This window comes from Curtobacterium sp. MCPF17_050 (assembly GCF_003224435.2).
Lineage (GTDB): Bacteria > Actinomycetota > Actinomycetes > Actinomycetales > Microbacteriaceae > Curtobacterium.
This window is the reverse complement of the sequence record NZ_CP126250.1, coordinates 23,054-35,118: the sequence shown is the minus strand read 5'-3', so window position 1 is coordinate 35,118 and position 12,065 is coordinate 23,054. Positions and strand designations below refer to the sequence as shown.

At 71.1% G+C, this 12,065-nt stretch carries 14 protein-coding genes and 1 tRNA gene; 6 read left to right on the top strand and 9 right to left on the bottom strand.

The genetic code is table 11. The annotated features are described in order from the left end of the window. Nucleotides 1–98: 98 nt before the first annotated feature. The 3 genes from DEJ34_RS00175 to DEJ34_RS00165 all read right to left on the bottom strand — a co-directional run bounded on the left by DEJ34_RS00175 (nucleotide 99) and on the right by DEJ34_RS00165 (nucleotide 3,496). A complete protein-coding gene (locus tag DEJ34_RS00175) occupies nucleotides 99–680 on the bottom strand; it encodes a TetR/AcrR family transcriptional regulator (RefSeq protein ID WP_146232829.1) in 582 nt (193 codons plus the stop codon). 61 nt (nucleotides 681–741) lie between these two features. Then, the gene (locus DEJ34_RS00170) at nucleotides 742–2,061 is read right to left on the bottom strand and encodes a carboxylesterase family protein (protein ID WP_110910765.1); all 1,320 of its coding nucleotides are present in this window, start codon (nucleotides 2,059–2,061) and stop codon (nucleotides 742–744) included. A gap of 133 nt (nucleotides 2,062–2,194) precedes the next feature. Beyond that, on the bottom strand, nucleotides 2,195–3,496 hold the full coding sequence (locus tag DEJ34_RS00165) for an MFS transporter (RefSeq protein WP_110889438.1): 1,302 nt from the start codon (nucleotides 3,494–3,496) through the stop codon (nucleotides 2,195–2,197). Nucleotides 3,497–3,685: 189 nt separating this feature from the next. Between DEJ34_RS00165 and DEJ34_RS00160 the strand changes: the two genes are divergently transcribed. Beyond that, the gene (locus DEJ34_RS00160) at nucleotides 3,686–4,501 is read left to right on the top strand and encodes a sugar phosphate isomerase/epimerase family protein (protein WP_181422195.1); all 816 of its coding nucleotides are present in this window, start codon (nucleotides 3,686–3,688) and stop codon (nucleotides 4,499–4,501) included. After that, nucleotides 4,498–5,601, top strand: a complete 1,104-nt coding sequence (locus tag DEJ34_RS00155) for a Gfo/Idh/MocA family protein (RefSeq protein WP_110889437.1) — start codon at nucleotides 4,498–4,500, stop codon at nucleotides 5,599–5,601. Before DEJ34_RS00160 ends, DEJ34_RS00155 begins: the two co-directional genes overlap by 4 nt. Nucleotides 5,602–5,704: 103 nt before the next feature. Here DEJ34_RS00155 and DEJ34_RS00150 read toward each other — a convergent pair whose 3' ends face one another. The 5 genes from DEJ34_RS00150 to DEJ34_RS00130 form a co-directional block, all read right to left on the bottom strand. Beyond that, nucleotides 5,705–6,340 carry a TetR/AcrR family transcriptional regulator gene (locus DEJ34_RS00150; RefSeq protein WP_110825750.1) on the bottom strand — a complete coding sequence of 212 codons (636 nt, stop codon included), beginning with the start codon at nucleotides 6,338–6,340 and terminating at the stop codon, nucleotides 5,705–5,707. A 91-nt stretch (nucleotides 6,341–6,431) separates the two neighbouring features. Next, entirely contained in the window at nucleotides 6,432–7,007 is a 576-nt protein-coding gene (locus DEJ34_RS00145; RefSeq protein ID WP_110825751.1) for a MarR family winged helix-turn-helix transcriptional regulator, read from the bottom strand. Between the two features lie 55 nt (nucleotides 7,008–7,062). Continuing rightward, complete coding sequence (locus DEJ34_RS00140) at nucleotides 7,063–7,245, bottom strand: hypothetical protein (RefSeq protein ID WP_110825752.1); 183 nt, start codon at nucleotides 7,243–7,245, stop codon at nucleotides 7,063–7,065. Between the two features lie 190 nt (nucleotides 7,246–7,435). Further along, complete coding sequence (locus DEJ34_RS00135) at nucleotides 7,436–8,317, bottom strand: manganese catalase (RefSeq protein ID WP_110825753.1); 882 nt, start codon at nucleotides 8,315–8,317, stop codon at nucleotides 7,436–7,438. A 37-nt stretch (nucleotides 8,318–8,354) separates the two neighbouring features. After that, the gene (locus tag DEJ34_RS00130) at nucleotides 8,355–9,191 is read right to left on the bottom strand and encodes an SDR family oxidoreductase (RefSeq protein ID WP_110889435.1); all 837 of its coding nucleotides are present in this window, start codon (nucleotides 9,189–9,191) and stop codon (nucleotides 8,355–8,357) included. Between the two features lie 184 nt (nucleotides 9,192–9,375). On the opposite strand from DEJ34_RS00130, the gene DEJ34_RS00125 reads away from it, so the two are divergent. Both DEJ34_RS00125 and DEJ34_RS00120 read left to right on the top strand, forming a co-directional pair. Further along, nucleotides 9,376–10,053, top strand: coding sequence for an SDR family NAD(P)-dependent oxidoreductase (locus tag DEJ34_RS00125; protein ID WP_110900780.1), 678 nt, complete (start codon nucleotides 9,376–9,378; stop codon nucleotides 10,051–10,053). Between the two features lie 169 nt (nucleotides 10,054–10,222). Further along, nucleotides 10,223–10,522 (top strand): hypothetical protein, encoded by a 300-nt coding sequence (locus DEJ34_RS00120; RefSeq protein ID WP_110889434.1) that lies wholly within the window; start codon nucleotides 10,223–10,225, stop codon nucleotides 10,520–10,522. A gap of 126 nt (nucleotides 10,523–10,648) precedes the next feature. Here the strand turns inward: DEJ34_RS00120 and DEJ34_RS00115 are convergent. Beyond that, nucleotides 10,649–10,735 (bottom strand) — tRNA-Leu (locus DEJ34_RS00115). An 85-nt stretch (nucleotides 10,736–10,820) separates the two neighbouring features. Here DEJ34_RS00115 and DEJ34_RS00110 point away from each other — a divergent pair. Further along, complete coding sequence (locus DEJ34_RS00110; protein ID WP_110825816.1) at nucleotides 10,821–11,501, top strand: FHA domain-containing protein; 681 nt, start codon at nucleotides 10,821–10,823, stop codon at nucleotides 11,499–11,501. Further along, nucleotides 11,498–12,061, top strand: coding sequence for an FHA domain-containing protein FhaB/FipA (locus DEJ34_RS00105; RefSeq protein WP_110910766.1), 564 nt, complete (start codon nucleotides 11,498–11,500; stop codon nucleotides 12,059–12,061). The genes DEJ34_RS00110 and DEJ34_RS00105 overlap by 4 nt, the downstream gene beginning before the upstream one ends. Nucleotides 12,062–12,065: the final 4 nt, after the last annotated feature.

The following is a 12,065-nucleotide window of genomic DNA, read 5'->3' as shown; positions in this document are numbered from 1 at the left end:
GGTCCGGACTGGAGGCGCGGTGCAGGAGGGCCGACCGGCTCACCCGCACCGCGCCTCCCGTCCCTCACCGCCGGTCCCGGCAGGTCGCCGGCGGCTGCTCAGACCAGCGCGACCGCGCCCCAGCCGGCGCGCATCCGGGCGACGGCCCGGTCCCAACCGGAGAGGAGGTCCGCGTCGTCCCGGAGCATGGCCTGCAACTGCAGCCCCTCGTACAGGGCGACGAGCTGCTCGGCAGCGTGTCTCGGGGAGGTCCCGCGCGGTTCGCGTCCGGCCACGACGTCGCGGACGAGGGCCAGGGTGACGTCGTCGAACGCGTGCTCGTACTGGGTGTGGAACCACCCGGCAGCGGGGTGTGACGGCGCGGAGGCGGCGCTCAGCGTGGCGATGCGCATCCGGACGAGCGCGGGGTCGGCGAGACCGGACTGCAGGCGTGCCCGGAGGTAGGCGGCTGCCCCCTGTTCCTCGGCCAGGTGCCACAGCCGCCGGCGGTCCCCGTTGTCCCAGCGGTCCATGACGGCGACGACGAGCAGCTCCCAGACCGGGTACGCGTCGGTGACCTGGGCGACGGTGACGTCGGCGAGCGCCGCGACCTCGGCCGGTCCGACGCTGTGGAAGTCCGACCGCCGGAAGGCCTCGACCGCTGCCGTGACGATGCGGTGGCGGAGATCGGCGTCGGGCATGAGGACGATCATCCGTCGCGGGCGGCGACGGCGCGACCGCCAGTTCGAGGGGTGCGGCGGGTCAGCCCCGGTCGAACGTCAGCGTCTCGTCGTCGACGGCCGTGACCCGTCCGGTGCGGGCGAACTCCGCCCAGACCGCGCGGATCCCCGGACCGCGCCGCTCGACGGCTGCCCAGTCCCGCTCCGGCACGAAGCGGCTGCCGGCCCAGGCCTGACGGTCGCCGAGCAGCAGCGGCACGTCGCTCATGTGCACGGCCCCGGTCGGTCGGACCGTGACCCCGCGGTGCAGCCGGTACACGACGGCACGGCCACCCGCGGCGCGGTGTCGTGCGGCGAACGCACGGGCGTCCCGGCCGTAGATCACCGCGGTGAGGGGTCGGACGAGCAGCCAGCGCACGAGCGCACGGCCGGCGCGCGTCTGGCAGAGCGCCGCCAGACCGGGGATCATCGGGATGTAGAGCGCGGCTTCGTCCGACGCGGACCCGATCAGGACCTCGACGTGCGGTGCCGCCCGGCGCCAGGCCGCGTCGAGGTGGCGCTCGGCCGGCAGCGGCGCGTGCCCGTACTGCGTGCCGAACGGCATCCCGCCGCGGAGGCCGTACGGCAGCGCGACCCGCTCCGCCGCCGCCTGCAGCGCGAGCACCTCGTCGAGTCCGGTCTCCGGCCCGACCGCGCGGACGGCCCGGACCATGGCGCGGTTCATCCGGGCACGGCGGCGGGACAACCCGAGCGGCGCGCTCTGCACGATCACCCGGCGGAAGAGCCCGGCCGTGCCGTCTGCCGCCATGAGGTGGGCGATCGCGTCGCCGCCCGCGGACTGGCCGAACAGAGTGACGGACTCCGGGTCGCCGCCGAACGCCGCGATGTTCCCGCGCACCCACCGGAGCGCCTGGACGATGTCGAGCAGCCCGAGGTTCGCCGGTACCCGCTCCCCGTCGCCGAGGAACCCGAGCACCCCGAGCCGGTACGTCACGGCCACGACGACCACGCGCTGCTCCTCGACGAGGGCGCGCGGGTCGTGGATCGGGATGTCCCCGCCGCCGACGACGTACGAGCCGCCGTGGATCCACACCATGACGGGCAGCCGCTCGTCGTCGCGGACGTCCGCCGGCACGGTCACCGAGAGCGCCTGGCACTGCTCGGAGACCTCGGCCTCGATGGGGTGGATGAGCGCCTCGAGCACGGGCGTCGACGGTTGCGGCGGCACAGGGGCGGGGGTGTCGGCGACGAAGTCCTCCGTGGACGGCGGCACCGGCTCCGGACGCGCGAACCGCTCCGACCGGGCGTACGGGATGCCGAGCGCGCGGACGACCGCGCCGTCGTGGTGGCCGACGATCCGGCCGACGGGGGCGGTGAAGGTGCGGGTCGGCGCGGTGGTCATCCCGCAACCGTACGACGGACGGGAGGCCCGTGGCCGCGTGGCCGCTGGGCCCACGCCGGCCGGTCCCGGACCGACGCGCCAGCGGCGGGACGGCCGTGACCGGTGGGGAGCCTCCCGTCCGGTCCGGGTCGCGTCAGCGGACCCGCTTGATCGGCAGCACCACCAGTGCGCCGATGATGGCGACGCCTCCTGCCGCCCAGCACATGAGCTCGTAGTTGTCGGGCGTGCCCCCGGTGCCGAACTTCAGGAAGAACAGCGCCGCGGCGGGAGCGAGGGACTGCGGCAGTGCGTTCGCGATGTTGATGACGCCGAGGTCCTTGCCCGGCCGGTCGGCGTTCGGCAGCACGTCGACGACGAGCGCGGTGTCGATCGCGGAGTAGATGCCGTAGGCGAAGCCCATGATGACCTCGGCGACGTAGAACCCGTTCACCGTCTCGGCGTGGGCGAGGACGATGAGCCCGACGGCGAACAGCGCGGTGGACCCGGCGACGAACACCTTCCGGCGCCCGAGCCGGTCCGAGGCCCAGCCGGACAGGGCAGCGCTGACCAGGAGCGCGATCGTGTAGAGCAGGACGCCGAACGCGACGGCGGCGGTGGCCTCGGCGTCGCTCGACAGGCCGATGTGCTCCTTCATGTAGAGCAGTCGGTACGTGGTGAACATGAACGTCGCGAAGATGATGAGGAAGCGCGACCACCACGCGAACGCGAAGTCCGGGTTCTTGACCGGGTTCGTCCAGAACGACGAGATCAGGTTCAGGAACGTGAACTTCTTCAGCGGGTAGGTCGGCAGTTCGTCCCGGGCGACGACGGCGTAGACGACCACGAGCACGATCGCCAGGATGCCCGGCGCGATGAACAGCACGGGCAGGTTCGCGACGAAGAACACGGACAGGTACGTGCCGGCCAGGACCGCGGTGTTCTGGGCGAGCGCGATGATGCTCGACGACTTCCCGCGCTGGAACTCGGGCACGTTGTCCGCGAAGCTCGCGGTGAGCGTGGAGAGCACGGTGTTGGCCGCGAGCTGTGCGAGGAGCCACCCGAGCGTCAGCTGCAGGGTGTCCGGGGCGTACGCGATCCAGGCGAGGGCGACCGCGAAGACGACCACGCCGGTGAGCATCCACGGACGCCGCCGACCCCATCGCGTCCGGGTGCGGTCGGACAGCGCGCCGGCGAGCGGGTTCATGATGAGCGCGCCGAACGCGCCGATCGGCAGCACCGAGCCGATGACGTTCGCGGCGTCGCTGCCGACGAGTGCCTCCGCCTTGAGCTGCATGCTCACGTAGACCGGCGCCATGAGGGCCACGAACAGGCCGAACTGCCCGAGGAACAGTGCGATCTGGTAGCCGACGCTGACACGCAGGGTGCTGACCGGCTGGGTGATCCCCTGCTCCGGGTGGACCAGCACCGGGGTCTCCGCGGGTTCGGGTGTGCTCATGACGCCTCCTTGAGTCGATGAAAACCATACCTCGCACGGTTTTTCGAGGGCGAGCATACATGCCACCGGGAACTCCGCGACAGCGAAAACTACACACCGGGTGGTTTCTGCGGTAGCGTCGTCATCGTCTCGCCGTGGAGCAGTGTCTCCGTCGGCCGCACACCAGTCAGGATCGAAGGAGCCTCTGCAATGCCCACCACCTCTGTGCAGCTCTACTCACTGCGCGACGCCATCGCCGATGACCTCGACGCGGCCATCGCGCGGGTCCGCGAGATCGGCTACGAGAACGTCGAGCCCTACGCGTTCGTCGAGCGTGCCGCCGACCTCGAACGTGCCTTCGCCGCCACCGGCCTGCACGCACCGTCGGGTCACGTCGCCGTGATCGACGCCGAGGACACCGCACCGATCTGGGACGCCGCCGAGCGCCTCGGCATCCGCACGGTCATCGACCCGTTCATCCCGACCGACCGCTGGCAGACCGCCGACGACGTCAAGGCCATCGCGGAGCGCGTCAACGTCCTCACCGCCGAGGCCGCCGCCCGCGGCCTGCAGTTCGGGTACCACAACCACCAGTGGGAGTTCACGAACAAGGTCGACGGCCGCACCGTCTACGACCTCTTCGTGTCGCAGCTGTCCCCGGAGACCGTCCTCGAGGTCGACACCTTCTGGGCGACCGTCGGCGGTGCGGACGCCCCGGCCGTGCTCCGCGGTCTCGGCGAGCGCGTCGTCGCCATCCACGTCAAGGACGGCAAGGTCGACGGTGACATCCGCACCGCGCTGCCCTCGTCCGAGAGCGCACTCATCGTGCCCGAGGCCCTCCAGCGGGCCTTCGAGAACCAGACCCCGGCCGGCCAGGGCGACGTCGACGTGGCGGGCATCCTCGCCGCGGCGCCGCAGGCCATCCGCGTCGTCGAGTTCGACGCGTACAAGGGCGACGTCTTCGAGGGCATCGCCGAGTCCCTCACCTGGCTGCAGGCCAACGACACCGCCGGGGACGCCGCGTGAGCCGTGTCGGGGTCGGCATCATCGGTGCCGGCAACATCTCCACCCAGTACCTCGAGAACCTCACGCAGTTCGCCGACGTCGAGGTCCGCTTCGTCGCCGACGTCCTGACCGACCGTGCCGCCGCCCAGGCGGAGGCCTACGGCGTCGCCGCTTCCGGCACGGTCGAGGAACTCCTCGCCCGCGAGGACATCGCCATCGTGATCAACCTGACGATCCCGGCCGCGCACGCCGAGGTCGACCAGCAGATCATCGACGCCGGCAAGCACGTGTGGAGCGAGAAGCCGATCGCCACCGACCACGACTCGGCCGCTGCCGTGCTCGCGTCGGCGCAGGCGAAGGGCCTCCGCGTCGCGACCGCCCCGGACACCGTGCTCGGCGCCGGGATCCAGACGGCGCTCCGGGCCATCGCCCGCGGTGACATCGGTGAGCCGCTCACCGCGACGACGCTGTTCCACGTGCCCGGACCCGAGGCGTGGCACCCGAACCCGGACTTCCTGTTCGCCACCGGTGCCGGCCCGCTGTTCGACATGGGGCCGTACTACGTCACGACGCTCGTGCACGCCTTCGGCACCGCCAGCCGCGTGCAGGCCGTGTCGTCGAAGTCACTCGACCGCCGCACGATCGCGTCGGGTGACCGCGCCGGTGAGACGTTCCCCGTCGAGGTCCCCACCCACCACGCCGCGCTCATCGAGTTCGCCGGCGGGCAGTCCGCCCAGTCGACGTTCTCGTTCCAGCACGCGCTGCCGCGGATGGGCTTCGTCGAGATCAACGGCACGCTCGGCACGATCTCGCTCCCGGACCCGAACACGTTCGAGGGGTCCTCGCAGCTCTGGCGCTACGGCCAGGAGGAGCCCGAGACGCTCGAGGCCGTCGGCTCCACCTGGGGCCGTGGCACCGGTGTCGTCGAGCTCGCCCGCGCCATCGCCGAGGACCGCCCGGAGCGCGCCTCCGGTGCCGTCGCACTGCACGTCCTCGACGTGCTGCTCGGCATCCGCGACGCCGCCGAGTCGGGGTCGGCCGTCGAGATCACGTCGTCCGTCGACGCGGTCCCGCCGCTGCCGGAGGACTTCGACCCGGCCGCCGCGGTCCTCACCGCGTAGCACCACCGCTCCTCGACGCCAACGGCCGGCTCCCTCCGGGGGCCGGCCGTTCCGCGTTCCACGGCCCGTCGACCCGGAGCAGGACGACGGCCGTCGAAACCGGTCAGCGCGGTGCCTGCTCCTCCGCGCCACCCGCGGGCACGATCCGCTCGAGCAGGCGCAGCACCCGCTCCCCGTCGACGGCGTCCGGGTCGAGCAGCCACTGCACCTGCAGCCCGTCCGAGGCCGCGATGCTCAGGCTCGCCAGGTCTTCGGGGTCGAGGTCGTCGCGGATCCGGCCGGCGGCCTGGTCCCGGCGGATGAGCTCACTCAGGTCCGCGCGTAACCGGGTGAACCGGTCACGCATGAACTCGCGCGTGGTCGGGTGCCCTTCCTGCACGGCGTCGGCGGAGAGGGTCGTGTAGAGCTGCACGAGTCCGGGGACGGCTCGGTTGCGGGCGGCGCTCTCCCGCATGTCGCCGATCGCGGACTTCATCCGTTCCGGAGCACCCTGCTCGCGGACCTCGTGCTCGCGGTAGACGGCGAGGAGCAGGTCGTCGCGGCTCGGGAAGTAGTGCCGGAGCGCCGCGTGCGTGATGCCGAGCGCGTCCGCCACGGACCGGAGCGAGGACGCGTCGACGCCCTGTTCCGCGACCATCCGGATCATCTCGTCCAGGATCTGCGCACGTCGCTCGGTGCCCTTGCGGTACCCGCCGCGGCGCGGCGGCGCCGCGTCGTCCTCGTCGGCGGGGTGGGTCATCCTGCCAACTTACCGCTGGAAGGTTTTCGCGGCCAGTGCCGGTCGGGAGGCCCGGATCACCACGCGTGCCGGGCCTCCCGTCCGGTGCGTGTCAGGAGCCGTCGTCCGCCGTCGGGTCCGGCAGGGAGCGGACGGCGACCCCGTCGACCGTGTACTCGTCCACCGGTCTCGGCGCACCCGCGTCGAGCGCTGCCGTGATCTGACCGAGGCACCGGGTCAGGACCTCGTTGTCCTCGGCGGAGAGGTGGTCGATGACCTCGACGACCGCCTGGTGGAAGGTCTCGTACGACACGTCGATCTTGCGCGCCGCCTGCACGGTCGGTTCGAGCACCTGTGCACGACGGTCGGTCGGGTGTGGCGACCGGACGAGGTCGCCCTTCTCGACGAGCCCGTCGACGATCTTCGTCACCGAGGCGTTCGACACCCCGAGCATGACGGCGAGGTCCTTCGGTCCCATGCTCCGGCCGTCGCGGTGCGCCTGGAGCATGTAGCGGACGGTGAGGAACTCGTTCTTCGTCAGGCCGCTCTCGACCCGGGCGCGTTCGAGCTGGTCCTCCTCCGCGTGCTGCAGGCGGAGGAGCGCGTCGACGGCGGTCTTCGCGGACCGGGTGCGCGGCTCACGGGCGTAGAGGTGGACGTGTTCGCGTCGGACGACGGTCAACGGCATGGGTCGTGGTCTCCCTCACCCACTCGGGCGGTCGTGCTGGTGCTCCGTGCTCGGCTCAGGCGGCCGGGGCGACGAAGAAGTCGGCGTACGAGACCTCCGAGCGGCGGGACAGCAGCGACGGGTCCTGGATCCGTCGGGCGACGTAGGCCTCGATGACGGCCGGGTCGGTCAGGCCCACGCGCGGGTGGGAGCCGCCGAAGCGAGTGTCGAGTGACGTGGTGTGGTACGTGCTCTGCATGATGGCGCCTTCCTCGTCGAGAGACTGCTGTCCGTCTGGACGAAGAAACTCTTTCACACCGTGAACTATGTGGTCAACGAACTTTTCGGCTCGTTGTACATTTCGCGCGCCGAACCACCAGGCGGCCTGGTGGAACGACACGAGCCCCTCCTCGTGGTGAGGAGGGGCTCGTGCGTGGACCGGGGTCGGACTACTCCTTGTTGAGCTTGTCCTGCACCGTGCCGGCGATCTTCTCGATCGTGTTCGGCAGCTCGGTCGTGCCGTAGAAGCGCGAGTCCGGGTGCGTGGGCGGCGGCATCGGCGACGACGTGGTGGGGCCGTCGTGGTACGAGTACTCGCCCTTGCCGTCGAACGACGGGCCGCTCGCCCAGGGGCCGTTCTTCGCCTCGGCACCGTCGGAGAAGTTGAGGTACTGGTAGTTGACCTCCTGGTTCTCCTTGTGCTGCGGGAAGTTGCTCGGCACCGGCATGGTCTCGAGACCGGACTCCCGGAGTTCCGCAGCCGCGGTCGCCCACATGTTCTGGTGCATGGTGTCGCGGGCGATGAGGAACTTCAGCAGGTCCCGCACGCCGTGGTCGTCGGTCATGTGGTACAGCCGGGCAGCCTGGACGCGGCCCTGCATCTCGGCGTTCTCGTTCGCCGTGAAGTCGGCGAGCAGGTTGCCGCTGGCGGTGATGTACGAGCCCTGCCAGGGGTTGCCCATGCTGTCGACCGGGCGCGCACCGGCACCGGCGACGATCGCGTGCTGGATGTCGGTGCCGCCGAGGACCGCGGCGACCGTCGGGTCGTCCTGCACCGCGTCGCCGGTGATGCCGAGCGGGGCCTTCTCGAGCAGCTGCGCGATCATCGTCGCGAGCATCTCGACGTGGCCCATCTCCTCCGCGCCGATGCCGAACACCATGTCGCGGTACTTGCCCGGGATGTGCATGTTCCACGCCTGGAACTGGTACTGCATCGCGACGGAGATCTCGCCGTACTGGCCGCCGAGCACCTCCTGGAGCTTGCGGGCGTAGACCGCGTCGGGCTTGTCGGGGGTGGACTTGAACTGGAGCTCTTGCTTGTGGAAGTACAAATCGTTCTCCTGTTTCTGTGTCGGTTCTGGTGGGCGGTCAGAGGATCGGCGTGCCGCCGGTGACGGCGATCCGCGCACCGGAGACGTAGCTGCCGTCGTCGCTCGCGAGCAGGACGTACACCGGAGCCAGCTCCGCCGGCTGTCCGGCGCGACCGAGGGGCGTCTGCTTGCCGAACTGCTCGACCTGCTCGGGCGGCATGGTCGCCGGGATGAGCGGCGTCCAGATCGGCCCCGGGGCGACGCTGTTCACGCGGATGCCGCGCTCCCCGACGAGCTGCGCGAGCGCGGCCGAGAAGTTCGCGATGCCGGCCTTCGTCACGTCGTACGGCAGGAGGGTCGGCACCGGGTTGTCGGAGTTGACCGAACTGGACCCGATGATCGAGGCACCCGCGGTCATGTGCGGGAGTGCCGCCTTCGCGAGGTGGAAGTACGCGCTGAGGTTCGTCGCGAGGGTGCGGTCCCACTCCTCGTCGGAGATCTCCTCGAGCGTCTCGTGGGTCATCTGGTACGCCGCGTTGTTGACGAGCACGTCGATGCCGCCGAGTTCGGACACCGCGGTCTCGATGATGCTCCGGCAGTACGCCGGGTCACTCACGTCGCCGGGGAACAGCACGGCCTTCCGGCCCGCTTCCTCGATCCAGTGCTTGGTCTCCTGCGCGTCCTCTTCCTCCTCCGGCAGGTAGGAGATGAGGACGTCCGCTCCTTCACGCGCGTAGGCGATCGCGACCGCCTTGCCGATGCCGCTGTCCCCGCCGGTGATGACGGCGCGCTTGCCCGTGAGCTTGCCCGAGCCGGTGTAGCTCGTCTCGCCGTGGTCCGGCTTCGGCGTCATCGCCTGCTCGGAACCCGGAGGTTGCTGTTGCTGATCGCTCATGTCGCTCCCTCGTGACGGATGTGGTTCGTCGTACGAGGGCGATAATCGGCCGGGCTCGCTGTGTGCCCGTCAAGAGTGTTCAGATCACGCGGCTGGGGCAGCGGCGGCGGTCGGACGCGGCCGGGCCTCCCGTCCGTACCGGCCTCCCGTCCGTCCGCGGGCACCGCGGCGTACCGTCACGCTCGTGGACCTCCAACTGCAGGACCGGGTCGCCCTCGTCGTCGGCGGCGCCGGGTACATCGGATCAGCCGTCGCCGACCGTCTCCGTCGTGAGGGTGCGACGGTGGTCGTCGCCTCGCGCACCGCGACGGACGGCGTGACGGTGGACACCACGGACCAGACCTCCGTCGACACCGCCGTCGCCACGGTGCTCGAGCAGCACGGTCGCATCGACGTCCTCGTCGTGACGGCGGCACCGGCCGCGGGCACCCTCGACCCGGAGCGACGCTCGGACCCCGACCAGGTGGCGTCCGCGATCGACGGCAAGGCCCTCGGCTTCCTCCGCGTCGCGAACGCCGTCCTGCCCCTGCAGCGGGCCGCGGGCTTCGGCCGGGTCGTCGTCGTCAGCGGACAGAACGCCTACCTGACCGGCAACATCACGACCTCGCTCCGGAACGCCGCGACGAACGTCATCGCGAAGAACCTGGCCGACGAGCTCGCCGGCACCGGCGTCACGGTGAACGTCGTCAACCCCGGCGCGGTCACCGACACCCCGAGCGCGGACGTCCGACCGGGTGCCGGTGGTGCGTCCAGCCCGCAGCAGATCGCGGACCTCGTCGCCTTCCTGTCGTCCCCGCTGTCGGTCGTCTCCGGGGAGTCGATCTCCGTGGCGCACCGTGTCCTCGGGAGCGCGACGGTCTGACCAGGGCTCGCGCGCCCTCGGACCCTGCCGCGGGCTCGCCCGTCCTCGGACCCTGCCGCGGGCTCGCCCGTCCTCGGACCCTGCCGCGGGCTCGCCCGTCCTCGGGCCACGATGCGGGAGACTCGTCGTGCAGCGATGTGCTGCCACCCGAGACGCAGAGGAGCCGCCCATGTCCTCGAACGCCCGCGACCGGACACCCGCCCCGTACGGAGACCGTCGTCCGGCGGCGCCCGACACCGACCGAGCGGCGCCGTGGCGTGGCCGCGCCCTGGGCTTGCTCGTCGTCGCCCTGGCGTCGTTCCTCGGCGCGGCCGTCGCCCTGGTGGTCATGGTGATCCGGGTCTGGACCACACTCGCCCAGGACACCGGCGTCGACATCGCCACCGGCCTCGTCCTCATCGTGTTCCTGGCGCTGGTCCTCTCGGGCTGCGCGATGACGAGCGCGGCTCTCGCCGAGCGGCGGCGCTGAAGCCGGCCTGACGAGCTGAAGCCGGCCTGACGAAGCTGGCGACCGGCCGACGAGGCTGGCGGGAACGACGAAGGCCCCGGTCTCCCGACCGGGGCCTTCGTCGTGCTGCTCTCCACCGGAGAGCCCTGGTGCGCGAGGGGGGACTTGAACCCCCACGCCGTTTCCAGCACACGGACCTGAACCGTGCGCGTCTACCAATTCCGCCACTCGCGCCAGCGACGAGAACACTACCACGCACAGACGGCCCCCGGAGCCAACCACTACCATGCAGTGGTCAGCGACCGAGAACGTGGAGACCATGGGCCTACTGGACAACTTCGAGCGAGGGTTGGAGCGCGCCGTCAACGGTGCGTTCGCCAAGACCTTCCGCTCCGGTGTGCAGCCGGTCGAGATCGCTGCGGCCCTCCGACGCGAGCTCGACACCAAGGCCGCCGTCGTCTCGCGCGAGCGCATCCTCGTGCCGAACGAGTTCACGGTGCGCCTGGCTCCGCCGGACCACACGCGCATGAACGACGTCGGACGTCCCCTGATCGACGAGCTCACGCAGCGGGTGCAGCAGCACGCCGTCGCACAGAACTACTCGTTCTCCGGTCCCGTGACGATCCGCCTCCAGCAGGACGGCACGCTGTCGACGGGGATCCTCGAGATCGACTCCACCACCGTGCAGCGCGACGTCGCGTGGGTGGCCGTCCTGGACATCGGCTCCCAGCGGCACCGACTGCACCGCGGACGCACGGTCATCGGGCGCGGCACGGACGCCGACATCACGGTCGCCGACACCGGGACCAGCCGGAAGCACGTCGAGGTGCTGTGGGACGGCAAGCACGCGCAGGTCAACGACCTCGGCTCGACGAACGGGTCGAAGCTGAACGGCGAACGCTTCCAGCAGGCGATCCTCGAGCCGGACTCCACCATCGAGATCGGTCGTACCCGTATGGTGTTCCGGGTGATCCCGGAGAACGACGGAGGTGCGCGATGACCACAGGCCTGACCCTGCTCGTGCTGCGCTTCGCGTTCCTCGCTGTGCTGTGGCTGTTCGTCTTCGTGATCGTCTTCGCGCTCCGGAGCGACCTCTTCGGCCAGCGTGTGCGCGCGATCCCCACCGACCCGAAGGCCGGCCCCTCCGGGCCGACCACGCCGCCGGTGCCCGCCGGGACCGGTGCTGCCGCCGCCCGGAACAGCTCCTCCGCCAGCGCGTTCACCGAGCTGATCGGTCAGACAGGAGGCCCGGCCGCCCCCGCCGCGTCGGTCGCCACCCGCCTCGTCATCACCGAGGGCGCACGCGAGGGCATGGAGATGCCGCTCGGCGGCGGTCCGATCACGATCGGCCGCTCGAGCGAGAGCAACGTCGTGATCCGCGACGACTACACGTCGACCAACCACGCCCGGCTCGACCTGCAGGGCGGGGCATGGGTCCTCGCCGACCTCGGATCGACCAACGGCACCTTCGTCAACGGACAGAAGGTCACTGCCCCCACCACCGTCGCGGAACGCACCCCGATCACCATCGGGACGACGACGTTCGAGCTGCGGCGGTAGGCCC

Coding starts and splice junctions, on each gene's coding strand:
- DEJ34_RS00150 (WP_110825750.1), bottom strand. CDS start 6,340: ATGACCCACCCCGCCGACGAGGACGACGCGGCGCCGCCGCGCCGCGGC.
- DEJ34_RS00110 (WP_110825816.1), top strand. CDS start 10,821: ATGGGCCTACTGGACAACTTCGAGCGAGGGTTGGAGCGCGCCGTCAAC.
- DEJ34_RS00120 (WP_110889434.1), top strand. CDS start 10,223: ATGTCCTCGAACGCCCGCGACCGGACACCCGCCCCGTACGGAGACCGT.
- DEJ34_RS00145 (WP_110825751.1), bottom strand. CDS start 7,007: ATGCCGTTGACCGTCGTCCGACGCGAACACGTCCACCTCTACGCCCGT.
- DEJ34_RS00160 (WP_181422195.1), top strand. CDS start 3,686: ATGCCCACCACCTCTGTGCAGCTCTACTCACTGCGCGACGCCATCGCC.
- DEJ34_RS00140 (WP_110825752.1), bottom strand. CDS start 7,245: ATGCAGAGCACGTACCACACCACGTCACTCGACACTCGCTTCGGCGGC.
- DEJ34_RS00130 (WP_110889435.1), bottom strand. CDS start 9,191: ATGAGCGATCAGCAACAGCAACCTCCGGGTTCCGAGCAGGCGATGACG.
- DEJ34_RS00105 (WP_110910766.1), top strand. CDS start 11,498: ATGACCACAGGCCTGACCCTGCTCGTGCTGCGCTTCGCGTTCCTCGCT.
- DEJ34_RS00175 (WP_146232829.1), bottom strand. CDS start 680: ATGCCCGACGCCGATCTCCGCCACCGCATCGTCACGGCAGCGGTCGAG.
- DEJ34_RS00170 (WP_110910765.1), bottom strand. CDS start 2,061: ATGACCACCGCGCCGACCCGCACCTTCACCGCCCCCGTCGGCCGGATC.
- DEJ34_RS00165 (WP_110889438.1), bottom strand. CDS start 3,496: ATGAGCACACCCGAACCCGCGGAGACCCCGGTGCTGGTCCACCCGGAG.